The organism is Achromobacter spanius, assembly GCF_002966795.1.
In the GTDB taxonomy this organism is placed as follows: domain Bacteria; phylum Pseudomonadota; class Gammaproteobacteria; order Burkholderiales; family Burkholderiaceae_B; genus Achromobacter; species Achromobacter spanius_D.
Genome location: NZ_CP023270.1, coordinates 106,297 through 132,465 on the forward strand (window position 1 = coordinate 106,297; position 26,169 = coordinate 132,465).

25 protein-coding genes are annotated in these 26,169 nt (G+C 65.8%); 7 read left to right on the top strand and 18 right to left on the bottom strand.

What is annotated here, in order from left to right:
- Positions 1-37: 37 nt before the first annotated feature.
- The 4 genes from CLM73_RS00525 to CLM73_RS00540 form a co-directional block, all read right to left on the bottom strand.
- Entirely contained in the window at positions 38-1,645 is a 1,608-nt protein-coding gene (locus tag CLM73_RS00525; protein WP_105236873.1) for a carboxyl transferase domain-containing protein, read from the bottom strand.
- Between the two features lie 229 nt (positions 1,646-1,874).
- On the bottom strand, positions 1,875-3,056 hold the full coding sequence (locus tag CLM73_RS00530; protein ID WP_105236874.1) for an acetyl-CoA C-acetyltransferase: 1,182 nt from the start codon (positions 3,054-3,056) through the stop codon (positions 1,875-1,877).
- Positions 3,057-3,091: 35 nt separating this feature from the next.
- Entirely contained in the window at positions 3,092-4,996 is a 1,905-nt protein-coding gene (gene aceK, locus CLM73_RS00535; protein ID WP_105236875.1) for a bifunctional isocitrate dehydrogenase kinase/phosphatase, read from the bottom strand.
- Positions 4,997-5,018: 22 nt separating this feature from the next.
- Entirely contained in the window at positions 5,019-6,197 is a 1,179-nt protein-coding gene (locus CLM73_RS00540; RefSeq protein ID WP_056565773.1) for an isovaleryl-CoA dehydrogenase, read from the bottom strand.
- Positions 6,198-6,445: 248 nt separating this feature from the next.
- Here CLM73_RS00540 and CLM73_RS00545 point away from each other — a divergent pair, with 248 nt between their 5' ends.
- Entirely contained in the window at positions 6,446-7,621 is a 1,176-nt protein-coding gene (locus CLM73_RS00545) for a M20 aminoacylase family protein (RefSeq protein WP_082578974.1), read from the top strand.
- A 57-nt stretch (positions 7,622-7,678) separates the two neighbouring features.
- The gene (locus CLM73_RS00550; protein WP_105236876.1) at positions 7,679-8,650 is read left to right on the top strand and encodes a Bug family tripartite tricarboxylate transporter substrate binding protein; all 972 of its coding nucleotides are present in this window, start codon (positions 7,679-7,681) and stop codon (positions 8,648-8,650) included.
- A 68-nt stretch (positions 8,651-8,718) separates the two neighbouring features.
- Here the strand turns inward: CLM73_RS00550 and CLM73_RS00555 are convergent, their stop codons facing one another.
- Both CLM73_RS00555 and CLM73_RS00560 read right to left on the bottom strand, forming a co-directional pair.
- A complete protein-coding gene (locus CLM73_RS00555; RefSeq protein WP_105236877.1) occupies positions 8,719-9,051 on the bottom strand; it encodes a YnfA family protein in 333 nt (110 codons plus the stop codon).
- Positions 9,052-9,056: 5 nt separating this feature from the next.
- The gene (locus tag CLM73_RS00560) at positions 9,057-9,437 is read right to left on the bottom strand and encodes a MerR family transcriptional regulator (RefSeq protein WP_105236878.1); all 381 of its coding nucleotides are present in this window, start codon (positions 9,435-9,437) and stop codon (positions 9,057-9,059) included.
- Positions 9,438-9,510: 73 nt separating this feature from the next.
- Between CLM73_RS00560 and CLM73_RS00565 the strand changes: the two genes are divergently transcribed.
- Complete coding sequence (locus tag CLM73_RS00565; protein ID WP_105236879.1) at positions 9,511-10,584, top strand: MBL fold metallo-hydrolase; 1,074 nt, start codon at positions 9,511-9,513, stop codon at positions 10,582-10,584.
- Here the strand turns inward: CLM73_RS00565 and CLM73_RS00570 are convergent.
- A complete protein-coding gene (locus tag CLM73_RS00570; protein ID WP_105236880.1) occupies positions 10,581-11,207 on the bottom strand; it encodes a LysE family translocator in 627 nt (208 codons plus the stop codon). The two genes, CLM73_RS00565 and CLM73_RS00570, sit on opposite strands and share 4 nt — an antisense overlap.
- A gap of 105 nt (positions 11,208-11,312) precedes the next feature.
- On the opposite strand from CLM73_RS00570, the gene CLM73_RS00575 reads away from it, so the two are divergent.
- Together CLM73_RS00575 and metC are read left to right on the top strand one after the other, a co-directional pair.
- Positions 11,313-12,032: a nitroreductase gene (locus CLM73_RS00575; protein WP_199778223.1), complete on the top strand. Its 720-nt coding sequence runs from the start codon at positions 11,313-11,315 to the stop codon at positions 12,030-12,032.
- 58 nt (positions 12,033-12,090) lie between these two features.
- Entirely contained in the window at positions 12,091-13,284 is a 1,194-nt protein-coding gene (gene metC, locus CLM73_RS00580; RefSeq protein ID WP_105241323.1) for a cystathionine beta-lyase, read from the top strand.
- Positions 13,285-13,376: 92 nt separating this feature from the next.
- On the opposite strand, the gene CLM73_RS00585 is transcribed toward metC, so the two are convergent.
- The 5 genes from CLM73_RS00585 to argS form a co-directional block, all read right to left on the bottom strand.
- The gene (locus tag CLM73_RS00585) at positions 13,377-14,342 is read right to left on the bottom strand and encodes an alpha/beta fold hydrolase (RefSeq protein WP_105236881.1); all 966 of its coding nucleotides are present in this window, start codon (positions 14,340-14,342) and stop codon (positions 13,377-13,379) included.
- Entirely contained in the window at positions 14,321-15,532 is a 1,212-nt protein-coding gene (locus tag CLM73_RS00590) for an ABC transporter substrate-binding protein (protein ID WP_199778224.1), read from the bottom strand. The genes CLM73_RS00585 and CLM73_RS00590 overlap by 22 nt, the downstream gene beginning before the upstream one ends.
- A gap of 174 nt (positions 15,533-15,706) precedes the next feature.
- Entirely contained in the window at positions 15,707-16,339 is a 633-nt protein-coding gene (locus tag CLM73_RS00595; protein WP_056565750.1) for a thiol:disulfide interchange protein DsbA/DsbL, read from the bottom strand.
- Positions 16,340-16,418: 79 nt separating this feature from the next.
- Positions 16,419-17,135 (bottom strand): SPOR domain-containing protein, encoded by a 717-nt coding sequence (locus CLM73_RS00600; RefSeq protein ID WP_105236883.1) that lies wholly within the window; start codon positions 17,133-17,135, stop codon positions 16,419-16,421.
- A gap of 9 nt (positions 17,136-17,144) precedes the next feature.
- Positions 17,145-18,830: an arginine--tRNA ligase gene (gene argS / locus CLM73_RS00605; RefSeq protein ID WP_105236884.1), complete on the bottom strand. Its 1,686-nt coding sequence runs from the start codon at positions 18,828-18,830 to the stop codon at positions 17,145-17,147.
- 265 nt (positions 18,831-19,095) lie between these two features.
- On the opposite strand from argS, the gene CLM73_RS00610 reads away from it, so the two are divergent.
- Complete coding sequence (locus CLM73_RS00610; RefSeq protein ID WP_105236885.1) at positions 19,096-19,443, top strand: DUF1840 domain-containing protein; 348 nt, start codon at positions 19,096-19,098, stop codon at positions 19,441-19,443.
- A gap of 83 nt (positions 19,444-19,526) precedes the next feature.
- Positions 19,527-19,844 (top strand): hypothetical protein, encoded by a 318-nt coding sequence (locus CLM73_RS00615; RefSeq protein ID WP_105236886.1) that lies wholly within the window; start codon positions 19,527-19,529, stop codon positions 19,842-19,844.
- Between the two features lie 84 nt (positions 19,845-19,928).
- On the opposite strand, the gene CLM73_RS00620 is transcribed toward CLM73_RS00615, so the two are convergent.
- The 6 genes from CLM73_RS00620 to CLM73_RS00645 all read right to left on the bottom strand — a co-directional run bounded on the left by CLM73_RS00620 (position 19,929) and on the right by CLM73_RS00645 (position 25,966).
- Entirely contained in the window at positions 19,929-20,729 is an 801-nt protein-coding gene (locus tag CLM73_RS00620; protein ID WP_056565737.1) for a carbohydrate ABC transporter permease, read from the bottom strand.
- Positions 20,726-21,601, bottom strand: a complete 876-nt coding sequence (locus tag CLM73_RS00625; protein ID WP_105236887.1) for a carbohydrate ABC transporter permease — start codon at positions 21,599-21,601, stop codon at positions 20,726-20,728. The genes CLM73_RS00620 and CLM73_RS00625 overlap by 4 nt, the downstream gene beginning before the upstream one ends.
- A gap of 16 nt (positions 21,602-21,617) precedes the next feature.
- Positions 21,618-22,913: an ABC transporter substrate-binding protein gene (locus tag CLM73_RS00630; RefSeq protein ID WP_105236888.1), complete on the bottom strand. Its 1,296-nt coding sequence runs from the start codon at positions 22,911-22,913 to the stop codon at positions 21,618-21,620.
- A 33-nt stretch (positions 22,914-22,946) separates the two neighbouring features.
- Positions 22,947-24,002: an ABC transporter ATP-binding protein gene (locus tag CLM73_RS00635; protein WP_105236889.1), complete on the bottom strand. Its 1,056-nt coding sequence runs from the start codon at positions 24,000-24,002 to the stop codon at positions 22,947-22,949.
- A 115-nt stretch (positions 24,003-24,117) separates the two neighbouring features.
- The gene (locus tag CLM73_RS00640; protein ID WP_105236890.1) at positions 24,118-24,915 is read right to left on the bottom strand and encodes a phosphodiesterase; all 798 of its coding nucleotides are present in this window, start codon (positions 24,913-24,915) and stop codon (positions 24,118-24,120) included.
- Between the two features lie 37 nt (positions 24,916-24,952).
- Entirely contained in the window at positions 24,953-25,966 is a 1,014-nt protein-coding gene (locus tag CLM73_RS00645; RefSeq protein ID WP_105236891.1) for a LacI family DNA-binding transcriptional regulator, read from the bottom strand.
- Positions 25,967-26,169 lie beyond the last annotated feature (203 nt).

Sequence of the window (26,169 nt, forward strand, 5' to 3'; positions counted from 1 at the left end):
AAGCGCGTAGAAGTGGGGTTCGGCCTATGCGTGTGGCCTACATCCGGAAGACACCGAATTTCGTGTCTTCAATCGGCGCGTTCAACGCCGCGGACAACGCCAGTCCCAGCACGCGGCGCGTGTCGGCGGGGGCGATGATGCCGTCATCCCACAACCGCGCAGTGGCGTAATACGGATGGCCTTCGCGCTCGTACTGTTCGCGGATCGGCGCCTTGAACGCCGTCTCTTCATCGGCAGACCATTGCCCGCCGCGCGCTTCGATGCCGTCGCGCTTCACGGTCGCCAGCACGCTGGCTGCCTGCTCGCCGCCCATGACGGAGATGCGGGCGTTGGGCCACATGAAGAGCATGCGCGGCGAATAGGCGCGGCCGCACATGCCGTAGTTGCCGGCGCCGAACGAACCGCCGATCAGGACGGTGAACTTGGGCACATTGGCCGTGGCAACCGCCGTCACCATCTTGGCGCCGTGGCGCGCGATGCCTTCGTTTTCGTATTTGCGGCCGACCATGAAGCCGGTGATGTTCTGCAGGAAGACCAGCGGGATCTTGCGCTGCGCGCACAGTTCGATGAAGTGCGCGCCCTTCTGCGCGGACTCGGAGAACAGGATGCCGTTGTTGGCGACGATGCCGACGGGCATGCCGTGGATGTGCGCAAAGCCGGTGACCAGCGTGGGGCCGAAGCGCGCCTTGAATTCGTCGAACTCGGAGCCGTCGACGATGCGTGCGATGACTTCGCGCACGTCGTAGGGCTTGCGGGTGTCGGCGGGAATGATGCCGTTCAGTTCGCTGGGATCGAAGCGCGGCTCGCGCACGGGAATCGTGGCCAGCGGCTGCGGCTTTTTGCGGTTCAGGCGCGCAACCGCATTGCGAGCCAGTTGCAGCGCGTGCATGTCGTTGGCGGCCAGGTGGTCGACCACGCCGGACAGGCGCGTGTGCACGTCGCCGCCGCCCAGGTCTTCGGCGCTGACTTCTTCGCCGGTGGCGGCCTTGACCAGCGGCGGGCCGCCCAGAAAGATGGTGCCCTGGTTGCGCACGATGATGGACTCGTCGCTCATGGCGGGCACGTACGCGCCGCCGGCGGTGCAAGAGCCCATCACCACGGCGATCTGCGCGATGCCCTGCGCCGACATCTGCGCCTGGTTGTAGAAGATGCGGCCGAAGTGCTCGCGGTCGGGAAAGACCTCGTCCTGCTGCGGCAGGTTGGCGCCGCCCGAGTCCACCAGATATACGCACGGCAGGTTGTTTTGCGCGGCGATCTCTTGCGCGCGCAGGTGCTTCTTGACCGTCATCGGATAGTAGGTGCCGCCCTTGACCGTGGCGTCGTTGCAGACGATGACGCACTCGGTGCCGGACACGCGGCCGATGCCGGTGATGACGCCCGCGCCGGGCGCGTCGCCGTCATACATGCCGTGCGCCGCCATGGGCGACAGTTCCAGGAACGGGGTGCCCGGATCGATCAGGTTTTCGACGCGGTCGCGCGGCAGGAGCTTGCCGCGCGCCGTGTGCTTGGCGCGGGCGGATTCGCTGCCGCCCAAGGCTGTCTGCGCCAGTTGCTGGTTCAGATCGTCCAGTTGCGCCTGCATGGCGCTGGCGTTGTCGATGTAGTCCTGCGACCGCGGATTGATGCGGGATTCGATGATGGGCATGGGGTACCACCCGTCCTGCTTGATTGGAATTTGAAGGCGCTCGGTGTGAGCGGGTTGTCTCGCTGCCCGGTGGGCCGGGCATTCTTGTCGATTGGAAAAATCAGGATTTCGTTGCGCCTTTCATGCATGGCCCGCGACCGACCCGTCGCGGTGGTTGCAATGCCAGAAAGGCGCAGCGAAATCCTGCTTGAGACACAGGCCGAAGCCCGTGTCTCAAGCAGGCAACTGCTTAGACCATTTCGATGGCCATCGCGACGGCTTCGCCGCCGCCAATGCACAGCGTGGCCACGCCGCGCTTGCCGCCGGTCTTGCGCAGGGCGCCGATCAGGGTGGCCACCAGGCGCGCACCGGAGGCGCCGATCGGGTGGCCCAGCGCGGTGGCGCCGCCGTGGATGTTGACCTTTTCAGGCGAGAGCTTGAAGTCGGTCATGGCGGCCATGGCGACCACCGCGAAGGCTTCGTTGATCTCGTACAGGTCCACGTCCTCGGCCTTCCAGCCGGTCTTGTTGAACAGGTTCTTCAATGCGCCGACGGGGGCGGTGGTGAACCAGTTGGGTTCCTGCGAGTGCTGCGAGTGCGCGACGATGCGGGCCAGCGGCTTGACGCCGAGCTTTTCGGCCGTGGACGCGCGCATCAGCACCATGGCGGCGGCGCCGTCGGAGATCGACGACGAGTTCGCGGCGGTGACAGTGCCGTCCTTCTTGAACGCGGGCTTGAGCGTGGGGATCTTTTCCGGCATGGCCTTGGTGGGGGCTTCGTCGGTGTCGATCACGGTGTCGCCCTTGCGGCCGGCGACGGTGACGGGGGCGATTTCCCACTTGAAGCTGCCGTCTTCCGAAGCGGCACGCGCGCGGCGCAGCGATTCCAGCGAGAACGCGTCCTGCTGTTCGCGCGTGAACGAGTACTTGGAGGCGCAGTCTTCGGCGAAAACGCCCATGGCCTTGCCCTTGTCGTAGGCGTCTTCCAGACCGTCCAGCGCCATGTGGTCATACACGGTGTTGTGGCCGTAGCGGTAGCCCTGGCGGCCCTTGAGCAGCAGGTACGGCGCGTTGCTCATGCTTTCCTGGCCGCCGGCGACGACGATCTCGGCGCTGCCCGAAGCCAGCAGGTCATGGCCGAACATCGCGGCCTTCAGGCCCGAGCCGCAGACTTTGTGAATGGTGGTGCACGCCACGCCCAGCGGCAGGCCGGCGCCCAGCGCGGCCTGGCGGGCGGGCGCCTGGCCCTGACCGGCTTGCAGCACGTTGCCCATGATGACTTCGTCGACCTGCTCGGGCTTGATGCCGGCGCGTTCGACGGCGGCCTTGATGGCGACCGAGCCCAGCTCGTGCGCGGCCAGGCCGGACAAGTTGCCCAGCATGCCGCCCATGGGCGTGCGGGCGACGGAAACGATGACGATGGGATCTGACATGACTTGCTCCTGTGAGGGTCGGGACAGCGATTGGGTTACAACACCGCGTTGCCGTTTGAAGGGCGGTCTGCACGCAAGCGTCTGTCCTTATCGTAAGGGAAAAATTCTTCGATCCGGCCTTGCGCCACATGGGCGCGGCAGGCCTGCCACCAGTCCGGTTCCAGGAGGTCGGCATGGTGACGCATGAAGGCGCCGCGCACGCGTGCGTCGCCCAGCAGGAAGCGGCCGAATTCCTCGGGGAAGACGTCGTTCGGGCCGATGGCGTACCAGGGTTCGGAGGCCATCTCCGCTTCTTCGTTCGGGGCCGGCGGAATGCGCCGGAAGTTCATCTCGGTCATGCGCTGGATTTCGTCGTAGTCATAAAAGACGACGCGGCCCAGGCGCGTGACGCCGAAATTCTTGTAAAGCATGTCGCCGGGGAAGATGTTGGCCGCGGCCAGTTGCCGGATGGCGTCCCCGTATTCGCGCACGGCGTGGTCCAGCAGCGCGTCGGGCGCCTGCTGCAGATACAGGTTCAGCGGCGTCATCCGGCGTTCGATGTAGACGTGGCGGATGACGACGGTGTCGCCGGTTTCCTCGATAAGGCTGGGCACCAGGCGCCGCAGTTCGGTGAGCAGCGCGGGCGCAAAGCGGGCGCGCGGCAGGGCCACCTGTGAATATTCCCAGGTGTCGGCCATGCGGCCCACGCGGTCGTGCAGCTTGACCATCTGGTACTTGCGCCGCACGGTGGCGTGATCCATGCCGTCCTTGTCGATGCGGTCCTTGATGAGCTTGAACACGTACGGATAAGACGGCAGCGTGAACACGCACATCACCATGCCCTTGATGCCGGGGGCGATGTCGAAGGCGTCGCGCGAGTGGGCCAGGTGGTGCAGGAAGTCGCGGTAGAACAGCGTCTTGCCCTGCTTTTGCAGGCCGATCATGGTGTAGAGCTCGGCCTTGGGCTTGCGCGGCAACAGGCTCGACAGAAAGTTGACCACCGCCGCGGGCGTTTCCATGTCCACCAGGAAATACGCGCGGGTGAAGCTGAACAGCGTGCTTAGGTCGTCCGCGCCCAGCAGCAGCGCGTCCAGCGTCACCTGCCCGGCCGGATTGCGCGTCAGCGCGATGGCAAAGGGATAGACGGTGGTCTGGTTGATCAGGCGGCCGACGATGTAGGCGCCCTTGTTCCGAAAGAACAGCGACCCCAGCGCGTGGAGCTGGCAATCGGTGGCGATGCGCCGGCCGACGTGGCGCGGCAGGACCGCGCGAAGCTTGGACACCGCGGCGCGCGCCAGCAATCGCGTGTCGCGCGGCAGGTCTTCAAAGGGCAGCGCGAGACCAAAGTCGGCCACCATGCGGATCAGGCTTTTTTCCAGGCCGTCGGTCACCGGGTAGTACACGCGGTAGGACGGCACGCTGCTGTCCAGGTAGTCGGTGGCGACTGCCGGGCGTACGAACAGGAAATCGTTGTGAAAGTAGTCGCGGTGAAGCAGTCGGCACGAGACCGAGTTGAAGAAGGTCTCGGCGCATTCGGGCTGGCGGTGTTCGCCCAGGAGGCCGACGAACTCCTGCTTGATCTGCTGCCAGTACGCCGTCTGCGCGTCGGTCAGGGACGGGGCGGCGGCGCCATTGCCGTTCTTGGCGGCGTGCTCCGCGCCGTTGCCCGTATTGCCAACCGCACCGCCAACCGCACCCTCTGGCCGCCCGCGCAGCACGCCTTCCAGTTGCGTGGCGCATTCGCGCACGCGCATGTCGTAGTACTCGATGCGTTCGCGCGACAGATGCTGGATGCCGTGCCAGTCGCCGGATTCGAACAGCGCCTTGGCGCGCTGCGCGCTGTAGCGAAACAGCGCGTAGTGCCGGTCAAAGCCGGCCAGGATCAGGCGAGCGACCTCCAGCGGAGAGGGTCCCGGCGCGGGAGCCTGCTCGATGTGCTGGATGTCGGACGTGCGGATCATGGCGCGGGCTGTGGATAAGGCGTCAGGCGGTTTCGTTGAAGAGTTCGCGGCCGATCAGCATGCGGCGGATTTCGCTGGTGCCGGCGCCAATTTCATACAGCTTGGCGTCGCGCCACAGGCGGCCGACCGGGTATTCGTTGATGTAGCCGTTGCCGCCCAGGATCTGCACGCCCTCGCCCGCCATCCACGTGGCCTTTTCGGCGGTGTACAGGATGAGCGCGGCGCAGTCCTTGCGCACCTGGCGCACGTGGTCGGACCCCAGTTTGTCCAGGTTCTTGCCGACCTGATAGCAGAAGGCGCGGCTGGCTTGCAGCGTGGTGTACAGGTCGGCGACCTTGCCCTGGATGAGCTGGAATTCGCCGATGGCCTGGCCGAACTGCTTGCGGTCGTGGATGTAAGGCACCACCACGTCCATCACGGCCTGCATGATGCCCAGCGGGCCGCCGGACAGCACGGCGCGTTCGTAGTCCAGGCCGCTCATCAGCACCTTCACGCCGCCGTTGACCTGGCCCAGCACGTTTTCCTCGGGGATCTCGCAGTCCTGGAACACCAGCTCGCCGGTGTGGCTGCCGCGCATGCCCAGCTTGTCCAGCTTCTGCGCCACGGAAAAGCCCTTGAAACCCTTTTCGACCAGGAAGGCGGTGATGCCGCGCTGGTGGGCCTCGGGGTCGGTCTTGGCGTAGACGACGAGGGTGTCGGCGTCCGGGCCGTTGGTGATCCACATCTTGGTGCCGTTCAGCACGTAGCGGTCGCCCTTCTTTTCCGCGCGCAGCTTCATGCTGACGACGTCGGAGCCGGCGCCCGGTTCGCTCATGGCCAGCGCGCCGACGTGTTCGCCGGAGATCAGCTTGGGCAGGTACTTGGCCTTCTGGGCGGCGGTGCCGTTGCGGTTGATCTGGTTCACGCACAGGTTCGAGTGCGCGCCGTACGACAGGCCGATGGAGGCGCTGGCGCGGGAGATTTCCTCCATGACGACCATGTGGGCCAGATAGCCCATGTTGGCGCCGCCGTATTCCTCGTCGGCGGTCATGCCGAGCACGCCGAGGTCACCGAACTTGCGCCACAGGTCCATGGGGAATTGGTCGCTGCGATCGACTTCCGCGGCGCGCGGCGCGATCTCGGCCTGCGCGAAGTTGCGTACGGCGTCGCGCAGCATGTCCAGGTCTTCGCCCAGGTCGAAGTTCAGGCCGGGAAGATTCATCAGTGTCTCCGTGATAGTAGGTACTTACATTCATGGATCTGCGCGGGCGTGTCTTGGCCGCCGTCGCGGGGGTGATCCATGATGCGCCGATCGTCCGGCGCTGCGCAATGATGCAGTGCAAATATTACGTTTACGTAAACGTAAATTGGATGAGGGTTATCCCTAGCGCGTGATGCACTGCTGCGGCAGGGGCGATGGGCAATACTTGATATGACCCTTTAATCCTGAAATATCCGATGGAGTCTGCTGTGCTCGAATTATCCAACCTGGACGACATCGTGGCGTTGCGCCGCGACATCCACATGCATCCGGAGCTTTGCTACGAAGAGCACCGCACGGCCAAGGTGGTGGCCGACACGCTGCGCGGCTGGGGCATCGAAACGCATACGGGCATTGCCAAGACGGGCGTGGTCGGGGTGATCAAGCGGGGGACGTCGGACCGGGCCATCATGCTGCGCGCCGACATGGACGCGTTGCCCATGCAGGAAGAAAACCAGTTCGAGCACCGCTCGCGCCACGACGGCAAGATGCACGGCTGCGGCCACGACGGCCACACCGCCATGCTGCTGGCTGCGGCGCAGCATTTGCAGACGGCGGGCGGCTTCGACGGCACCGTGTACCTGTGCTTTCAGCCGGCCGAGGAAGGCGGCGCGGGCGGCCGCGCGATGATCCAGGATGGCCTGTTCACGCGCTTTCCGTGCGAGGCCGTGTTTGGCATGCACAACTGGCCGGGCCTGCCGGCCGGTGCGTTCGGCGTCTGTGCCGGTCCCATGATGGCGGCGGCCAACGGCTTCAAGATCACGGTCAAGGGCAAGGGCGGCCACGCCGCCGCGCCGCAGGACTGCAATGACCCGGTGCCGGCGCTCTTTGCCATCGGCCAGTCGCTGCAGACGATCCTGACGCGCAGCAAGCGTCCGCTGGATGCGGCGGTGCTGTCGATCACGCAGGTTCAGGCGGGGGGCAGCGTCATCAACGTGATTCCCAATACTGCGTGGCTGGGCGGGTCGGTGCGCGCGTACAGCACGGACGTGGTGGACCTGATCGAGCGGCGCATGCAGGAGATCGCACCCAGCATCGCCGCGGCGCACGGCTGCGAGGCCGAGGTGTACTTCGAACGCCGCTACCCGGCGCTGGTCAACACCGTGGCCGAGACGGAGTTCTGCATGGGCGTGATGCGCGAGGTCGTGGGCGAGGACCGCGCACTCACCATCGAACCGGCCATGGCCTCGGAAGACTTTGCGTTCCTGCTGCAGGAAAAGCCGGGCTGCTACGTGTTCCTGGGCAATGGCGACGGCGAGCATCGCATGGCGGGCCACGGCCTGGGCCCGTGCATGCTGCACAACGCCAGTTATGACTTCAATGATTCCTTGATTCCGGCGGGGGCGTCGTACTGGGTTCGCCTGGCGCAACGCTACCTTGCCTGATGTGCTTTACCGCAGTCCGTTTCACCAACGCAGTGCTACGCAAATCACCAGGACGATATGAAAAAGAAGACATTGCTGATCAAGGCCGCGGGGGCGGCCCTGGCAATCATGGCTAGCGGCGCGATGGCGCAGAGCTGGCCGGCCAAGCCCGTTACCGTGGTCGTGCCCTACACGGCCGGCGGCAGCGCCGATGCGATCGCGCGCCGGTTGGGCGACGCGCTGCGCAAGGAAGCCAACATTACGGTCATCGTCGAGAACAAGCCGGGCGCGGGCGCCTCGGTGGGTACCGACTACGTGGCGCGTGCGCAGCCGGACGGCACCACGCTGCTGCTGGCCTCGAGCAGCCCGCTGACGATCTTTCCGCATCTGGCCAAGACCAATTACGACCCGATGAAGGACCTGACGCCGGTGGCCAGCGTGGCTGTGGCGCCGGTCGCCATTGTGGCGACGAAGGCGTTGCCGGTGAAGGATTTTGCGGGCCTGGTGGAATACGCCAAGTCGCATCCCGAAGGCGTGCGCTACGGCACGCCGGGCCAGGGCACGGTCGCGCATATCGGCATGGCGGCGGTCACCGCGCAGACCGGCACCAAGATGCTGCACGTGCCGTATCGCGGCAACAGCCAGGCGCTGACCGACGGTCTGGGCGGCGTGGTGGAGCTGCTGGTGGTGAACAGCGACGTCGTGCTGCCGCACGTGGCCAACGGCGCGCTCAAGCCGCTGGCGGTGATGGCGCCGCAGCGTCTGGCCGCGTGGCCGGATGTGCCGACGATGGCCGAGCTGAAGCTGCCGCAGGCGCAGTATTACTCGAACTTCGGCATCTTCGCGCCGGCCAACCTGCCGCCGACGGTGTCGCGGCCGTTGCAGGCCGCGTTGACCAAGGCCGTGGCTAGCGCCGAGTTCCAGGAGATCTTGGCCAAGTCGTTCCTGCAGCCGGGTACGGCGTCGGGCGAGGCGTTTGCAAAGCAGGTGCAGGCCGAGTTCACGAACAACGCCCGTCTTATCAAGGAAAGCAACATCAAGGCCGAGTAAGCAGCGGCCAATGAAAAGCGCGCGGCCCTGGGGGCACGCGCGCTTTTTTTCGTGTCGGGCAGGATGAATTACGTGCTGCGCGGACCGAACATGATCACCAGCATCCCCGCGATGCACAAGCCAACGCCGATCCAGTCGCTTGCGCTGGGCCGCACGCCGTCCACCGCCCACAGCCATAGCAGCGCCATGCCGATGTAGACGCCGCCGTACGCGGCATACACGCGGCCCGACGCCGTCGGGTGCAGCGTCAGCAGCCAGGCGAACAGCGCCAGGCTCAGCGCGGCGGGCGCCAGCAGCCAGATGGAATGGCCCTTGCGCAGCCATAGATAAGGCAGGTAGCAGCCGATGATTTCCGCAAGCGCGGTCAGGACGAAGAGCCCGATGGTTTGAAACACAGCCATGCGGACTACGGCTTCTGCGCCAGGAGGACGCGGCACTGGCGTTCCTGCTCGCTGATTTCCTGAAGGGTGTCGTCGATGTCGCGGCGCTGCTGCTCGAGCGTGGCACGATGCTGTTCCAGCACGGACAGATACTGGCGCAACTGCACCTCGGTGTCGCCGGGACCGTCGTACATGTCGATCAGCGTCAGGATCTCGGACAGTTGCAGGCCCAGCCGCTTGCCGCGCAGGGCCAGTTTCAGGCGCGTGCGGTCGCGCGGTCCGAAGATGCGGTTGCGGCCCTCGCGCGCCGGGCTGACGATCCCCTGGTCTTCGTAGAAGCGGATCGTGCGGGGCGTGACGTCGAACTCGCGGGCGAGCTCGGAGATGGTCCAGGTTGACGAGGGCATGCGACGTGTGGCAGTTTACGTAAACGTAAATTATGATGACTTGACGTGATCGTCAAGCGTGGAGCGAGAGGCAATGAATCCCAACGAACAGAAGCTTCAGTATCCCTGGGCCGATTTCCAGCCCGAGGCCGGCCGCGCGCATGTGGTGGCGGAGGGCGTCAAATGGATCCGGATGCCGCTGCCGTTCGCGCTGGATCATATCAACCTCTGGCTGCTGCGCGACAACATCGACGGTCAGGACGGCTGGACGGTCGTCGACTGCGGCATTTCGCGCGATGAAGTGAAGACGCTGTGGGAAGACGTGTTCAAGAACGAGCTGGACGGCCTGCCCGTGCTGCGCGTGCTGGTCACCCACATGCATCCGGACCACATCGGCCTGGCCTACTGGCTGTGCGAGCGCTGGAACGCGCGCCTGTGGATGACGATGACGGACTACATGGTGGCGTCGCTGTGGTCGTCGCGCCGCACCGATGCCGGCGCGGGTCCCGGTGGCCAATCGGCGGTCGAGCACTTCGCCCGTCACGGCCTGACGGACCCGGACGCGCAAGAACAGATCCGCCAGCGCGCCAACTATTTCCCGAATCTGGTGCCTGCCGTGCCGTCGCGCTATACGCGCATCATGGACGGCGATCAGGTGCGTATCGGCGGGCGCGATTGGCGCGTCATCGTGGGCTACGGCCATGCGCCGGAACACGCGTCGCTGTTCTCGCCTGACCTGGGCGTGCTGATTTCCGGCGACATGGTGCTGCCGCGCATTTCCACGAACGTCAGCGTGTTCGATTACGAACCTGACGCCAATCCCCTGCCCCTGTATTTGCGGTCGCTTGATGGGTACGACGGCTTGCCGGATGACACGCTGGTGCTGCCTTCGCATGGGCGCCCGTTCAAGGGGCTGCATGAACGTATCAAGCAGCAGCACGAGCATCATCGGGACCGGCTGGCGGAAGTGCTGGAAGCCTGTGCCGTTCAGCCGCAATCCACGTCGGATATCGTGCCGGTGCTGTTCAAGCGCAAGCTGGATCTGCACCAGTTGACGTTCGCGATGGGCGAGGCGCTGGCGCATCTGCATGCGCTGTACTTCGAAGGCAAGCTGACGCGGGCGCAGGATGCCGATGGCATCGTGCGGTTCAAGGCGCGTGCAAACTAGCGCGACGCCGTCGCCAGCCTGACCGCCAGCCCCACGAACACCAGTGCGGCAATGCGGTTCAGCCAGCGCTTGGCGGTGACCGAGCGCTGCAGCAGTTCGCCGAACGCGCCCGAGAAGAACGCGATCGCGCCGAACACCAGCAGTGTCGACACGATGAACACCGCGCCCAGTTGCATGGTCTGCACGCCCACCGATCCCAGTCGCGGCGACGTGAATTGCGGCAGGAAGGCGAAGAAGAACAGCAGCACCTTGGGGTTGGTGAGGTTCATGACGATGCCGCGGCGGTACAGCGCGCCGGGGCGCATGGGTTCGGGACGTTTGCCGTCTTCGGATTCGACGGGGGCGCGCAGGATCTGCCAGGCCAAGTACGCCAGATAGGCCGCGCCTGCCAGCTTTAGCACCGTGAACGCCACGGGCGACGCGGCGAAAACGGCGGCCAGGCCAACCGCAACTGCCGCCGTGTGTCCCAGCAGTCCGGTGCACAACCCCAGCACCACGAACATGCCCGCCTTGCGTCCCCAGATGGCGGACTGCATCAGCACAAAGAGATTGTCCGGCCCCGGCGTCAGCGCCAGCAGCACGGCAATGCCAAAGAATGCGATGAGGGTGTCGAGGGGCAGCATGGAGTCTCTTTGGTAACGGACCCGCGGATGCGACGGGCGGGACGGTGGCGGACAGCAAGTGGCATGATAAGGGCAAAGCCGACCACGACAGGAGACAGACCGATCATGACCGTTGCAGCTCAGAACGCCAATAACACCAATAACGCCAACGATGCCCTGCCCGATACCGCACTAGAAGACTGGCTGCTGGCCCGCCACAGCTGCCGCGCCTTTCTGCCACAGCCTGTGCCTCGCGCGACCGTCGAACGCATATTGACGCTGGCGCAGCGCACGGCGTCCTGGTGCAACTGCCAGCCGTGGCAGGTGGCGATCACCGAAGGCGACGGCACGCGTCGGCTGCGCGACGCGCTTGAACGCCGCGCGCAGGTCGAAGGCTTTACGCCTGATTTCCCGTTTCCGCGCGAATACCGCGACGAATACCTGGCCCGCCGCCGCGAATCCGGTTTCCAGCTGTACGGCGCCGTCGGCGTGCCGCGCGGCGACCGCGAAGCCTACCGGCGCCAGGAGATGCGCAACTTCGCCCTCTTCGACGCACCGCACGTCGCCATCATCACGACCGACGAGGCGCTGGGCGAGTACGGCGCGATGGACTGCGGCGGGTACGTCGCCAATTTTCTGCTGGCGGCGCAGGCCAATGGGGTTGCGACCGTGGCGCAAGCGTCGCTGGCGATGTATCCCGAGGTTTTGCGCGAAGTGCTGGGCATCGGACCCGGCCGGCGGGTGGTCTGCGGGATCTCGTTCGGCTTCGAGGACACGGCGCATCCGGCCAATAGCTACCGCACCCGGCGCGCGGAATTGTCCGAGACGGTCCAATGGATCGGCTGAAATTCCCGCCGCGTCCTGATATGGTTTGGTTTTCCCGGTTTTGACGCACCTCTACAAGATGCCTACCAAACACATCGATACGGTTCTCCAGCACGCGGGCACTGCCCCGTTCAACCCCGAGACCGGCACGGCGCCGGTGCCGCTGCCGCCCATGCGGGCCAGCACGGTGCGCTTTGCCAATATCGCCGCGCTGGAAAACGCGCAGCGCAGCAAGGCAGCGGGCGGCCGCGCGTCCACGTACGGGCGCATGGGCATGGACACCCATGCCGCGCTGGAAGAGGTCTTCACGCAGCTGGAAGGCGGCACGCATTGCTACCTGGCGTCTTCGGGCCTGTCGGCCATGACGATGGTGATGATGGCGCTGTGCTCCGCCGGCGACCACGCGCTGATCTCCGACAGCGTGTATGGCCCGATGCGCGAGCTGGACGATGCGGTGCTCAAGCGCATGAACATCGAAATCACGTACTTCGCCGCCGGCGAAGACGTCGATGCGCTGGTGCGGCCCAACACCACGCTGCTGTATGTGGAATCGCCCGGCTCGCTGTTGTTCGAGATGCTGGACATGGGCGCCATGGCCGCCATCGCGCAGCGCCACGGGCTGGTGCTGGCTACCGACAACACCTGGGGTTCCGGCTACATCTACCGGCCGTTGACGCTGGGCGCGCAGGTCTCGGTCATTGCCGGCACCAAGTACGTGGGCGGACACTCCGACCTGATGCTGGGCGCGGTGGTCACCAACGACGAAGGCATCGCCCGCAAGCTGAACCGCACGCAGTACGCGATGGGTTACTCCATCAGCGCCGACGACGCGTGGCTGGCGCTGCGCGGCGTGCGCACCATGCCCATCCGCATGGCCCAGCACGCGCGCCACGCGATGCAGGTGTGCGAGTTCCTGGATTCCCGTCCCGAGACCGTGCGCCTGTTCCATCCGGCCTGGCCCAAGGATCCGGGCCATGAATTGTGGCAACGCGATTGCACGGGTTCGAACGGCATGCTGTCGGCCGAACTGGCCCTGTCGCCGGCCGCCGCGCGCCGCTTTGTCGATGCGCTGACGCTCTTTGGCATCGGCTTCTCGTGGGGCGGCTATGAAAGCCTGGTGCAGCTTGTGTCGCCGAAGGATCTGTCCAAGCACGGCTATTGGGGCGAAGGCGAGAACCCGGTCGTGCGCCTGCACATCGGGCTGGAGTCGCCTGAGGACATCATTGCGGACCTGACGCAGGCTTTTGAACAGGCCGCGGCCGTCAAGGAATGATCGCGGAGTAAGTGCGCAATAGGCGTGCGACTACGCCCGCAAGACCCACACGCGGCGGCTGCAAGGCCGCCGCGTTGCATTGACGGGCGTGATCACGCCGCCGATTCGCGTATCCACGCGCCGATGCGTGCCGCGATATCGTCGCTGTTGTCATCCATCATCGGCATGTGCGAATTGCCCGCTATGCCCATATCCGCCAGCCGCCACGTCTGCACCCGCCCGCCGTGGCGCGCCAGGTTATCGGCATAGGCGGCGCCTGTTGCGGTGAGCTTTTCCCAGAGCGGCGTCGCGTCCAGATAGTCGCCATAAACGAACAGAAACGGCTTTGCCGCCACACTTTCCGCGACAACCTCGTTGGAAAACCCGGACGGCTCGATGCCGATCACCCCGCGCACCAGATCCGGCCGCGCGTGCAGCGCCCGGTAGGCCACTTCGCCGCCGTGGCTGTGGGCCAGCACGATGCAGGGCCCGACCCGGTCCAGCACCGCGCAAAAGCCCTGTAACGCGGCATCGTTGTTGCCCAGCCAGCGCGGCACGGCGTGGCGGATGAAGTCGTCGAAATGGCCAACCGGAAAACGCTGTCCCGCAAACGCCTGCCGAGCCGCGTAATCCTCGGCGCGTCCGAAGCGGAACAGCGACCAGCTTTCCTCGGCGTTGCGGATGATGGGCGGCTCGGGCCAGACCTGCGTGAACGGCGCCCAGCCGGCGCGCCCGCGCTCCACGTTGTCCACCACATAGACCGCATGGCCCTGGCGCAGGAAATGCTGCATCCAGCCGGGCCGGCCGTCGGGCGTCTGCTCCCACATCGCGCCGGTCATCCCGCCGCCGTGCAGCAGCACGATGGGCAGCGGATGCGCCAGCCGCGCCGGGATGAAGTACTGCACGTAGGCCTGCTCGAAGTGATAGAGGCCGTTGGGGTCGTAGGCCAGCGACGCCGTCTGCGTGAAGGCAATGTCGCGCTTGGGCTGACCTTCGATCCGCACGGGCCGCCCGCCCGCATAAAAGCTGCCGAAGTCCGCCAGCGCCAGTTCCTGCGTCATGGCTTGACCAGCGGGCATTGGCTGTCGGACAGCGGCCACGCCAGCGATTCGCCGGGAATGGTGCTGACGATGTTGTAGTAATCCCAGGGCGCTTTGGACTGTTCGGGCGTCTTCACCTGCGCCAGCATCATGTCGCGCACCACCAGGCCGTCGGCGCGGATGTGCGCGTTCAGGCTGAAGGGATCGTCAATCGGCATGGATTTCATCTTGGCCATCACCGCGTCCGAATCGACCGAATTGGCTGCCTTCACCGCCTGCAAGTAGTGGCGCACCGAGCTGTAGACGCCGGCCTGCAGGAAGGTGGGCGGACGGCCCACGCGCGCCTCGAACTTCTTGGTGAAGGCGCGGGTGCCGTCGTTCATGTCCCAATACGACGGTACGGTCAGGTAGGTCTTTTGCGCGGCGGCCAGGCCCAGGCTGTGCACGTCGGTCAACAGCAGCAGCATCGCCGCCAGTTGCTGCGTGCCGCCGATGCCGAATTCCGCGGCCTGCTTGATGGCCGAGATGGTGTCGCCGCCCGCGTTGGCAATCGCAATGATCTGCGCTTTGGAGCCCTGCGCCTGCAGCAGGAAGGACGCAAAGTCCGACGCGTTGAGCGGATGGAAGACCGTGCCGGCGATCTCGCCGCCCTTGGCCTTGACGACGGTTTCGGTGTCGGCGGCAAGCTGCTTGCCGAACGCGTAATCGGACGCCAGGATGAACCAGCGCTTGCCGCCTTCTTTCACGACCGCGGTGGCGGTGCCGCGCGACAGCGCGTAGGTGGTGTAGGTCCACTGCACGCCGTAGGGCGAGCATTGCGCCTGAGTCAGCGCGGTGGTGCCGGGGCTGGAGAACAGCACCAGCTTTTTCTTTTCGCGCGCGATGCCTTGCACAGCCAGCGCGACAGACGAGTTGGGCACGTCCACCACCACGTCCACGCCTTCCGTGTCGTACCACTTGCGGACCATGCTGCTGCCGATGTCGGGGCGGTGCTGGTGATCGCCGGACACGAGCGTGATGGGCTTGCCGAGCACCGTGCCGCCCATTTCCTCGATGGCGAGCCGGGCGGCTTCCACGGACCCCTTGCCCGTGGCGTCGGCGGTGACGCCCGCCATGTCCGTCAACACGCCGATCTTGACGCCGTCGGCGGCGTTGGCGTGGGCCAGGCCCGTTGCGAGCGACAGGCACAGGCCCAGCGCCGCGCTGCTGCGCGAGAAGTGCTTTTTCATTTGTCTTCCACCCATTTGATGCCGTGCGTGCGGCGATTTTTATGGCGAAAGTGTAGCCCGGCCCCTTGCCGGCGCAGCTGAATGAAGGCTGAAAAAAAACGCCCCGGCCTGGAAAAGGCTTGGGGCGTTTGCGATGCGGGTATTGCGCAGATCGTGCGCGAATCCTTGCGCGGATTACTTCGCGCGCGCCATCGGAATCAGCGCGTTGACTTCCTTCAGCGCGCCTTCGTAGCTGTTGCCCGCCATGACCGGCGAGGTCATGAACTTGCCGCCCACGGCAAACGACGGGGTGCCTTCGATGCGATAGGCCTCGGCCAGTTGGTTGGCGCGCTGCACCTGGGTCTGCACGCTGAACGAATCGAACACCGAGTCAAACTTGGCGCGGTCCACACCCTGGGTGGCAATCCACTCACCCATGGCCTTCTTGTCGAACAGGCGCTTGTGCTCGCCGTGGATGGCCGTGAAGACCTTGGGGTGCAGGTCGGGACGGTCCAAGGCCAGCAGCGTGTAGTACAGCTGCTGCAGCGGCTTCATGCCGGCGTTGAAGGCGATGGGAACCTGCTTGAGCACGACATCGGACGGCGCGGTCTTGGCCCAGTCTTCGACCATGGGTTCCATGGCGGCGCAGTGCGGGCAGGTGTAGGCGAAGAATTCCAGGACCTCGACCTTGCCCGGGGTGTCCGACGGCAGCGGCGGGTTGATCGGCACGTACTGCTGGGCGCCTTGCGCGTGGCTGGCCGGGCTGAAGAACGCCGTGGCGGTCAGCGCGGCGGCTGCCAGGATGCGGATGAGCTTGGGGGACAGCATGGGTGAGGTTCCTGAATAAAAGGCTACAGACAGGCCCGGGGCCGGATTAGTTCAATGCAAAACGATCCGCCGCGCGCCGTTATTGGCGCACCACGGCGGTCTCGATCTTGTTCTCGCCCAGGCGGCCGCGCGCCCGGTTCATGTCGTCCAGGCGGGCAAACGGACCGACCCGGACGCGGTTGATGGGCTTGCCGTTGAGTTCGGCTTTCTGCACCGCAACCGGCAGGCCCAGCAGGATGATGCGCGCTTTCAGCGATTCGGCATCGTTCTCGCCGCGGAAGGCGCCGGCTTGCAGGTAGTACGTGCCGGTGGCGGCGGGCGCGGACGGCTTGGCGGCTGCCGTCGCCGTGGGGGCGGCCTTGGAGATGGGCGTGGGCGCGGATGCCGTGGCGGGGGGCGCCGACGGGGCGGCGGCCGGTGCCCGGGAGGTCGGCAGCGTGGCGATCAGCGCGCCCAGGTCGTCCAGCTTGGAGGGGGTTTCGTCGCCCTTGGCCGGTGCGCCTGCGCCCGGCAGCGGGGCCGGCGCGGTGGCGGTGGGGCCGGTGGGCGGCGCACCGGCGGCCCCGTCGCGGCCGTACAGGCCGGCATTGGGGTCCGGCGCCGTGCGCGGATCGGGCAGCTTGCCCGTATCGCCCTGGCGGCTGGCCCGGTCCACGAAGGGAACGGGCGCCTTGGTGACATAGAACGCGACGACGGCGGCGACGATCAGCCCTATCAGCAGACCGGCCAGCGCCCCGTACAGGGTGCTGCCGCTTTCGCCGGAGGAACGGCGGGTGGATTTGCGCTTGGTTGCCATGAACCGATGTTACATCCGCTCGGGCGCGGAAACGCCCAAGAGCGCGAGCCCGTTGGCCAGCACCTGGCGGGTGGTCGCGGCCAGGCGCAGGCGGGCCAGCTTCACGGCAGTGTCGTCGACCAGCACGCGCTCGGCGTTGTACCAGCCGTGGAAGTCCGATGCGCAGTCGCGCAGCCAGAACGCGATGTGGTGCGGCGACAGATCCTGGGCGGCCAGCGCCACCACCTGGGGGAACTCGGCCAGGCGCTGCATCAGCGCGAATTCGGTCGGCGCGGTCAGCAGCGAGGCGTCGGCCTGGGCCACGTCGGCGGCCGGCATGCCGGCGTTGTTGATGACCGAGCAGATGCGCGCGTGGGCGTACTGGATGTAATAAACGGGGTTCTCGTCGCTCTTGGACAGGGCCAGGTCCACGTCGAACACGAATTCCGTGTCGGCGCGGCGCTGGATCAGGAAGTAGCGCACCGCGTCGCGGCCGACCCAGTCGATCAGGTCGCGCATGGTGACATAGCTGCCGGCGCGCTTGGAGATCTTGACCTCTTCGCCGCCGCGCATCACCTTGACCATCTTGTGCAGCACGTAGGACGGGTAGTCCTTCGGGATGCCCTCTTCCAGCGCCTGCAGACCGGCGCGCACGCGGGCCACGGTGCCGTGGTGGTCGCTGCCCTGGATGTTCACGGCGCGGTGAAAGCCGCGCTCCCATTTGGCCTTGTGGTAGGCCACATCGGGCACGAAATAGGTGTAGCCGCCCTCGCTTTTGCGCATGACGCGGTCTTTGTCGTCGCCCGTGCCCAGTTCGGTGGTGCGCAGCCACAGCGCGCCGCCCTCTTCGTAGGTATGGCCGCCGGCGACCAGCGCCTTGACCGTCGCTTCGACGCGACCGGACGTGTAGAGCGAGCTTTCCAGGTAGTAATTGTCGAACGCCAGGCCGAAGGCCTGCAGGTCCAGGTCCTGCTCGCGGCGCAGATAGGCCACGGCAAAGACGCGGATGTCGTCCAGGCTTTCAACGTTGCCCGTGGCGGTGACGGGCTCGCCGTCGGACGCCTGGATGGTCTTGCCTTCCTGGAAGTCGCGGGCGATGTCGGCGATGTAGTCGCCCTTGTAGCCGTCTTCGGGCCAGTCCGGGGATTCGGTGGTCAGGCCGCGGGCGCGGGCCTGCACGCTGATCGCCAGGTTATGGATCTGGTTGCCGGCGTCGTTGTAATAGAACTCGCGGGTGACGTCCCAGCCGACGGCGTCGTACAGGCGGCACAGTGCGTCGCCCAGCGCGGCCTGGCGGGCATGGCCCACGTGCAGCGGGCCGGTGGGGTTGGCCGACACGAACTCGACCAGGATCTTTTCGCCCAGGCGCGCGGCGCGTCCGTACGTGTCGCCCTGCTCGGCCACTGCGGCGATCACCGCCTGGCGGGCCGCCGGGGTGATGCGCAGGTTGATGAAGCCGGGGCCGGCCACTTCGGCGCTTTCGACCAGCGCGGCGGCGTCGGGATTGGCCATCACGGCGTCGACGATGCCCTGGGCCAGTTCGCGGGGATTGCGGCGCGCGGGCTTGGCGAGCTGCATGGCCACGTTGGTGGCGACGTCGCCGTGGGCGGCAACCTTGGGGCGCTCCAGCAGCACATTGGGCTGGGCGTCGGGCAGGCTTTGCGCGACGGCGGCCTGGATCAGGGAGATAAGCTGTTTTTGTTGCTCGAGGAGCATGGGCGTCTGGCGAGGTTCTGAGTGAGTGACGAGGGCGGCACGGCGCTTGCGGCCTGCCGGCAATCCGTGCCGTGCCCGCAGGCTGGCTTCCGGGTCCGTCCGGCGGGGGCCGGCAAGCCGTTGCGCGTTGCGCAGGCAGGGCCGGCGCGGCGCCTGCTGTCACGGGAAACCCCTGAATCATAGTTGATTTGGGGGCGCCAGTTGGCATCATGGGGGCGTTGGGGTAGTGTACGGAGCTAAGGTAATCAATGTAGGAGACCGGAATATGCTGATCACTTTTCACTCCAAGGTCGTGGCCGAAGTCCTGATGCTGACCGACCACGCCGGCGCCCTGTTGCAGGCGGCAGGCAAGCCGGTCGGCGACAAGATCCCCGAGCGCGGCGTCTTTACCGTGGAGCAGCTTGGACCGGCCATCAGCGGCATCGAACGCGCGATCGACGAGTACCAGCACACCCATGACAGCCACGACGAGGAAGACGAGGACAAGGCGCCCGCCGCCCCGATGGCGCGCGCGGTGGGCCTGAAGGAACGTGCCTTCCCCCTGCTGGACATGATGCGCCAGTCGCAGGCCGCCGGCGCCGAGGTCACCTGGGAAGTGTCGCGGGGCTGGTAGCAATATGTCGCCGGGCGGACAATCTGTCCGGCGTTTTTTGCCTACTCTACGGGCCTGACGCCCTCTGACGGAGCCCCATTCCCATGCGCAGCGACATCACCATCGTTTTTGACCCCCGGCGTTCGCTGGACCTTTCCGCAAACGTCGAAACCTCTCCGCAACGCCAGGCCGATGCGCGCGATTGGTTTGACAGCGCCTGGGAAACCCTGGGCTGCGAGCCGTTGCGGCCCAGCGGCAAGGTCCTGTTGCTGGACAAGGTGCTGGGCGTGGCCGACGCGCTGGGCTACGACACGCTATCCACCGACGAAAAGGAAGCCCGCGAATTCGCCGAGCACCTGGCGCTGGCGCTGGAGCGTCCGCGCATCACGGTGGACCTGCCCGGTCTGACCGTGGGGTATTGATCCCCGCCGCCTGTCCCCAGACGTACTAAACCCCGCCCAGGCGGGGTTTTTTGTTGCGGCGCGACGGGGGCGAACCGCCCGATCCTACCGGATCCCCGCCCGCATGAACGACTGCACGAACTGGCGCTGGAACAGCAGGAACGCGATCAGCAGCGGCGCGGCCGACATCAGGGTCGCGGCCGTGATCACGGACCAGTCGATGCCCTGGTCCGTGGACGAGAACACCTGCAGGCCCACCGTCAGCGGCCGGGATTCGACCGAATTGGTGATGATCAGCGGCCACAGGAAGTTGTTCCAGTGGTGGCTGACCGACACCAGCCCGTAGGCCACGTAGATCGGCTTGGCCAGCGGTACATACACCTTCCAGAGGATCTGCAGCGCATTCGCGCCCTCCATGCGGGCCGCTTCTTCCAGTTCGCGCGGGACCGTCTTGAAGGTCTGACGCAACAGGAAGATGCCGAAGGCCGAGGCAAAGTACGGCAGGCCGATCGCGAACACCGTGTCGCGCACGCCCAGGAGGCTCATCGACCGGTAGTTTTCCACCAGCAGCACGTCGGGCATGATCATCAGCTGCAACAGCACCAGCATGAAGACGAAATCGCGGCCGCGGAACTCGAAGCGCGCAAACGCGTAGCCCGCCAGCGTCGACAGCACGAGCTGCGCGGCCAGCACCATCGTGACCAGCACGAACGTGTTCAGGAAGTAGCGCGGAAACGGCGCCGCATTCCAGGCGCGCACGAAGTTGTCCAGCGTCAGCGGCGCGAAGAGATCAAAGCGGGTGGCGTACGCCGGCGGATGGAACGCCGCCCACATCGCGTAGGCCAGCGGCAGGATCCACAACAGGCCCAGCGCCCACGCGCCCAGGGTATCGAGCTTGTCTTTCATTGGTAGTGCGTCCTGCGGTCCAGCCAGCGGAACTTGATCAGCGCGGTCAGCGCCAGCACCACCAGCAACACGACGGTCAGGGTCGCGGCGTAAGCCGTGTCCCAGAAGCTGAATCCCACCTGGTAGATGTAATAGAGCAGCAAGGTGCTGGCGTTGTCCGGTCCGCCGCGCGTCATCACGACCACGTGGTCGACCAGCCGGAACGCGTTGATCAGCGCATTGATCAGCACGAAGAGCGTGGTGGGCATGAGCAGCGGCCACAGGATGCGACGGAAATACTGCCAGCGCGAGGCGCCTTCCAGCATGGCCGCTTCACGCAGCGACGGCGACACCGTCTGCAGCGCCGCCAGATAGAAGATCATGAAAAAGCCCGCCTCTTTCCAGACGGTCACCAGCATCAGCGCGGGCAGCGCGGTTTCGCGGTTGCCCAGCCAGTTGGGACCCGCCGCGCCGAACCAGCCCATCACCTGCGCGATCAGCCCGTATTGCGGCGTGTAGAAGAACAGCCAGATGTTGGCGACTGCCACCATCGGCAGCACCGTCGGCGTGAAGTACGCCATGCGCAGGAACCCGCGCCCGGCAAGGTTGCGGTTGACCCACAGCGCCATGATCAGCGCGATGCCGATCGAGGTGGGAATGGTGCCCAGCGCAAACCACAGGTTGTTCCACAACGATTGCCAGAACACGGGGTCGTCGCGCATGACCGCGTAGTTGTCCAGCCCGACGAAGCGGGCCGGGCGCGCGCCCTTTGGGGTGGAGAAAAAGCTGTGCCAAAGCGTCGCCACCGCCGGGTAATGCGTGAAGGCGGCGAGCAGCACGATGGCTGGCAGCAGAAGCAGCCAGCCATAAAGCGCATTCAAAGAGCGGCTCATCGTGCGTGCGGTCGGTTTACTTGTAGGAACGCAGTATGCGATCGGACTCGCGCTGCGCGTCGGTCAGGGCCTGCTGCGGCGTCTTCGAACCCGTCAGCGCTGCCTGCAGGGCGTCGTTCAGGGTCTTGGTGACGCGCTGGTTTTCATGCGTGGAGAATTCCGCCACGCTGACTTCCAGCTGGTCGCGCGCGACCGTGGCGGCCGGCACTTCTTGCGCATACTTCTTCATCTTTTCGGTCTGCCAGGCGGCCGGCGTCACGGCCACGTACCCCGTGGCGATGCTCCAGTCGGCCGCGCGCTCGGGCGTGGTGGCCCATTGCGCGAACTTCAGTGCCGCAGCTTGCTGTTCCGGCGTGCCGCTCTTGAAGATGTAGAAGTTGCCGCCGCCCGTGGGGCTGCCGCCGCGCTTTTGCTGCGGCATCATCGCCACGCCAAACGGGAAGTCGGCGTTCTTGCGGATGTTGGTCAGGTTGCCGGTGGTGGTCCACACCATGGCCGCCTTCTTTTCCAGGAAGTCCTTGGGCGTGGTGCCCCAGTCGATCGTGCCGGTCGGCATGATCTTGTGCTTGGCCGACAGGTCACGCCAGAACTGCGCGGCTTCGACCACCGCCGGCTTGTCCAGGTAGACCTCGTTGCCGGCTTCGTTCATCAGGATCGCGCCGTTGGGCGTGGTCAGCGCCTGGAAGAGCCAGTACGCAAACGCGCCGCCCGACGGGATCTCGATGCCCCACTGCGTCGTGTTGCCCGAGGCGTCCTGCTTGGTCAGCTTCTTGCCGTATTCAACCAGCTCGGCCCAGGTCTTGGGCGGCTTTTCGGGATCCAGGCCGGCGGCCTTGAAGAGATCCTTGTTGTAGTACATGACGATCGTCGAACGCTGGAACGGCACGCCCCAGGTGTGGCCGCCGCTGCGGCTGTTCTGCATGAAGGCGTCATAGAAGCCGCCCAGCCACTTCTTGTCGGCGTCGGTCTTGGCCAGGCCGTCGATGGGAACGATGGCGTCCTCGTCGATCAGCGTGAACATGTCGGTGGACAGCAGCACGGCCAGTTGCGGCGGGGTGCCGCCCTTGAGCGCGGTCAGCGCCTTGGCGATGGAGTCCTGGTACGAACCGGCGTAGATCGGCTTGATCTTGATGTTGGGATTTTCCTTCTGGAAATCCGTCACCATGTCGTCGACGATCTTGGTGATCGGGCCGCCGACGGCGACCGGGTAATAGAACTCGACCTCGACGGGCTTGTTCTGCGCCTGCACAGGCAGAGACAGGCAGGCGGCGGCCAGGCTGGCGGCCAGGGTCTTGAGTACGATGCGTCGCATGGTGTGTTTCCTTTCCTGTGGATTGGGCGTCTTCTAGCGCCCGTCGGTGTTGATGACCGCCGAATCGGCGGCAAAGAAATGCTGTTGCCCGTCCGGCCAGGACAGGCGCAGCGACTCACCCGCGCTTGCGCGCAGATGGCCGCCGACCCGGACGGCCACGCCGCCCGTGTCGCCGATGCGGCACACCACGATGGAGTCCGCGCCGAAATATTCCACGCTTTCGACGGTGGCTGCGATGCCGTCGCCGTCGATGCGTATGTGTTCAGGACGCACGCCCAGCTTCACGGCGCCGGCGGGCGCATTCGCGATGGCGGGGCCCTGCGTGCCGGTGATCATCGTGGCACCTTGTTGCTGCGTCAGGTTGATCAGGTTCATTGGCGGCGTGCCGATGAAGCGCGCCGCGAACTCACTGGCCGGACGCGCATACAGGCCATCGGGCGTGTCGTGCTGTTCGATCTGGCCACCGCGCAGCAGCACCACCTGATCGGCCATGCTCATGGCCTCGGTCTGATCGTGCGTGACGTAGACCATGGTGATGCCCAGGCTTTGCTGCAATGCGCGGATCTCGCGGCGCATTTCGTGGCGCAGCTGGGCGTCCAGGTTGGAAAGGGGTTCGTCCATCAGGCAGACCGGCGCTTCGGAAATCACGGCTCGGCCCAGCGCCACGCGCTGCTGCTGACCACCGGACAGTTGCGACGGCTTGCGGTCCAAGAGGTGCGACAGGCCCAGCAGATCGGCCACGCGCTTCAAGCGCCGGTCGAAGTCCTTGGCGGGCTCTTTGCGCACCTTCAGGCCGAACAGGATGTTCTCGCGCACCGACAGGTGCGGAAACAGCGCGTACGACTGGAACACCATTGAGATGCGGCGCTTGGCCGGCGGCAGTTGCGTGACGTCGCGGTCGCCGATGCGGATGGTGCCCGACGTGGGCGTATCCAGGCCGGCGATCATGCGCAGCGTCGTCGACTTGCCGCAACCGGACGGACCCAGCAGAACGGTGAAGCTGCCGGCCGGAACCGTGAAGCTCACGCCTTGGATCGCCGCCGCGCCGGCGTACTGTTTGGTGAGGTTATCCAGAACGATGGATGACATGCTGTCTCGAAGATCTAATTGTTAGATCCGCATTGTTGCCTGTTATGAAAACCTTTTCATTGTGCAGCGCAAACATGACGGATATGTGGCAATGCGCGGGTTCCCCGCGCCGGTTTCAACCAAAGGGATACGGGCCGGGGTAATCCCCGATGACGGCGTGATGCGTGACCAGATTGCCGCCTTGCCACCAATGCAGCTGATAGCCGGGCGGTTCCATGATGTATTGCAGCGTCGGTCGCGGACCGAGTTCCAGCGCAAGCTGGTGGGCCGTGCCGGGACAGGTCGATGCGATGGTGCCGCCAAAGCGCTGGAAGATCGTGCGATGCAGATGGCCGCACAGCACGCGTTCGACGTTGGGATAGCGGGCGACGATGCGTTCCAGTTCCGGTGCGCCGGCCAAGAGGCCAATGTCGTCCATGTGCTCGATGCCGGTCAGGAACGGCGGATGGTGCATCAGCACCAGCGTGGGGCGGCCGGGCTGTTCGGCCAGGCGCTCTGCCAGCCAGTCCAGGCGCGTCTGGCAGAGTTCGCCGTGGCTCTTCATCGGCACCACGGTGTCCAGCGCCAGCATGCGCAGCGGATAGGTCTCGATGGCGTACTGCACGAATTGACCGCCGTCCTGCAGGTACGCGTGGTCGGGAAACGCGGCGCGCAATTGGGCGCGGTCGTCGTGGTTGCCGGGCAGCAGGAAATATGGAATCTCCAGCGCCTGCAGATGCTCGCGCAGCGTCTGGTATTCGATGGGCTTGCCCAGGTCCGTCAGGTCGCCGGTGATCAGCACGCAATCAGGGCGCGGCGTCAGCGCATTCAGCGCGCGCACCGCGGGCGCCAGGAAGGCCGCCGGGTCGATGATGCCGTAGGCCTTGTCTCCCGGGGTGCGCATGTGGAGGTCGGTGATTTGTGCGATGAGCATGGCGGTCTGGAAGTTGTCGGAATGGTGGGTAGCGGGCTTAGCGGCGCACGGACGCCGCGGTGCCGCCGACGACGATGCAATGCGGCAGGCGGTTCGATTGCGGCGGCTGGCCATGAATCTGCGCCAGCAGGTTCGAGCACGCCGTCTGGCCGATGCCGTCGCTGGGCTGCGCGACAGTGGTCAGCGGCGGGGTCAGCAACGCGCCAAAGCGCATGCCGTCAAAACCGCACACGGAAATGTCGGCGGGCACCGACAACCCCAGTCCCACCAGGTCGGCGATGACGGCGGTGGCCAGCAGGTCGTTGGAACAGAAGAGTGCCGTGGGCGCCTGCTTGCCGCGCAAGGCGGCCTTCAGCGCGTCCACGTCGCTGCCGGTGTGCGAGCTCATGGCGATGTGCTGGATCGCGTCCAGGCCCAGCTTCTTGGCGCTTGCGCGCGCGCCCATCAGGCGGCGGCGCGCGCGGTCCGAGGCGGTCAGCGGTCCGGTCACCAGCGCGATGCGCTTGTGCCCCATCGCGGCCAGGTGGGCCACCATGTCGCTTGCCGCGGCGCGATTGTCGACAGACGCAAAGGGATGGTCGTTGGATTCGTTGTAGACCAGCACGTAAGGGATGCCGCTGCGGTCCAGATCGTCCAGCGTGGCGCTTTTGCTGACATCGGCCACCGTCAGGATCAGGCCATCGACCTGATGGTCGATCAAGCCCTGCACGGCGGCCGATTCGACGGCGGGGTCGTAGCCGGTGGCGGTCAGCATGACGCTGTAGCCCGATTCACGGGCGCGGCGTTCGGCGCCTTCGAAGCACTCGGCAAACACGGGATTGGACAGCGTCGGCAGGATCAGCCCGATGGTGCGCGTGCTGCCCGAACGCAGGCTGCGGCCCACGCGGTTGGGCCGAAAGCCGGCGCGCTTCGCGATGTTGCGGATGTGCGCCAGCGTGTCGGGATGCACGATCTCCGGCTGGTTGAACGCGCGCGACACCGTCGCCGGCGACACCCCCGCCTTGCGAGCCACTTCGATGATGGAAAAGCGGGGCGACGGGCGCGTAGCCATTGATGAATCGCTGCTGATTTGCTGAAAACGATTTCACTTTACTTGAGGAATATGAACTTTGTATTGCAGGGGTTTGCGCTATGCTGATGCGAACGCAACAACACAAAGCCATGGCGCAGCGCGTTATTCCGCGGAAAACCCGTTCTTTCGGTGTTTTTCCCAATTGACGCAGCACGCACAATGGCAAGGTCGGTTTGCCGGGC

Excerpts from the sequence above, each read along its gene's own strand:
- CLM73_RS00635 (WP_105236889.1), bottom strand. The coding sequence starts at position 24,002 with ATGTCATCCATCGTTCTGGATAACCTCACCAAACAGTACGCCGGCGCG.
- metC (WP_105241323.1), top strand. The coding sequence starts at position 12,091 with ATGCCTACCAAACACATCGATACGGTTCTCCAGCACGCGGGCACTGCC.
- CLM73_RS00610 (WP_105236885.1), top strand. The coding sequence starts at position 19,096 with ATGCTGATCACTTTTCACTCCAAGGTCGTGGCCGAAGTCCTGATGCTG.
- CLM73_RS00550 (WP_105236876.1), top strand. The coding sequence starts at position 7,679 with ATGAAAAAGAAGACATTGCTGATCAAGGCCGCGGGGGCGGCCCTGGCA.
- aceK (WP_105236875.1), bottom strand. The coding sequence starts at position 4,996 with ATGATCCGCACGTCCGACATCCAGCACATCGAGCAGGCTCCCGCGCCG.
- CLM73_RS00560 (WP_105236878.1), bottom strand. The coding sequence starts at position 9,437 with ATGCCCTCGTCAACCTGGACCATCTCCGAGCTCGCCCGCGAGTTCGAC.
- CLM73_RS00615 (WP_105236886.1), top strand. The coding sequence starts at position 19,527 with ATGCGCAGCGACATCACCATCGTTTTTGACCCCCGGCGTTCGCTGGAC.
- CLM73_RS00625 (WP_105236887.1), bottom strand. The coding sequence starts at position 21,601 with ATGAGCCGCTCTTTGAATGCGCTTTATGGCTGGCTGCTTCTGCTGCCA.
- CLM73_RS00590 (WP_199778224.1), bottom strand. The coding sequence starts at position 15,532 with ATGAAAAAGCACTTCTCGCGCAGCAGCGCGGCGCTGGGCCTGTGCCTG.
- CLM73_RS00640 (WP_105236890.1), bottom strand. The coding sequence starts at position 24,915 with ATGCTCATCGCACAAATCACCGACCTCCACATGCGCACCCCGGGAGAC.
- CLM73_RS00630 (WP_105236888.1), bottom strand. The coding sequence starts at position 22,913 with ATGCGACGCATCGTACTCAAGACCCTGGCCGCCAGCCTGGCCGCCGCC.
- CLM73_RS00645 (WP_105236891.1), bottom strand. The coding sequence starts at position 25,966 with ATGGCTACGCGCCCGTCGCCCCGCTTTTCCATCATCGAAGTGGCTCGC.
- CLM73_RS00595 (WP_056565750.1), bottom strand. The coding sequence starts at position 16,339 with ATGCTGTCCCCCAAGCTCATCCGCATCCTGGCAGCCGCCGCGCTGACC.
- argS (WP_105236884.1), bottom strand. The coding sequence starts at position 18,830 with ATGCTCCTCGAGCAACAAAAACAGCTTATCTCCCTGATCCAGGCCGCC.
- CLM73_RS00525 (WP_105236873.1), bottom strand. The coding sequence starts at position 1,645 with ATGCCCATCATCGAATCCCGCATCAATCCGCGGTCGCAGGACTACATC.
- CLM73_RS00575 (WP_199778223.1), top strand. The coding sequence starts at position 11,313 with ATGACCGTTGCAGCTCAGAACGCCAATAACACCAATAACGCCAACGAT.
- CLM73_RS00600 (WP_105236883.1), bottom strand. The coding sequence starts at position 17,135 with ATGGCAACCAAGCGCAAATCCACCCGCCGTTCCTCCGGCGAAAGCGGC.
- CLM73_RS00585 (WP_105236881.1), bottom strand. The coding sequence starts at position 14,342 with ATGCCCGCTGGTCAAGCCATGACGCAGGAACTGGCGCTGGCGGACTTC.
- CLM73_RS00530 (WP_105236874.1), bottom strand. The coding sequence starts at position 3,056 with ATGTCAGATCCCATCGTCATCGTTTCCGTCGCCCGCACGCCCATGGGC.
- CLM73_RS00565 (WP_105236879.1), top strand. The coding sequence starts at position 9,511 with ATGAATCCCAACGAACAGAAGCTTCAGTATCCCTGGGCCGATTTCCAG.
- CLM73_RS00570 (WP_105236880.1), bottom strand. The coding sequence starts at position 11,207 with ATGCTGCCCCTCGACACCCTCATCGCATTCTTTGGCATTGCCGTGCTG.
- CLM73_RS00540 (WP_056565773.1), bottom strand. The coding sequence starts at position 6,197 with ATGAATCTTCCCGGCCTGAACTTCGACCTGGGCGAAGACCTGGACATG.
- CLM73_RS00555 (WP_105236877.1), bottom strand. The coding sequence starts at position 9,051 with ATGGCTGTGTTTCAAACCATCGGGCTCTTCGTCCTGACCGCGCTTGCG.
- CLM73_RS00620 (WP_056565737.1), bottom strand. The coding sequence starts at position 20,729 with ATGAAAGACAAGCTCGATACCCTGGGCGCGTGGGCGCTGGGCCTGTTG.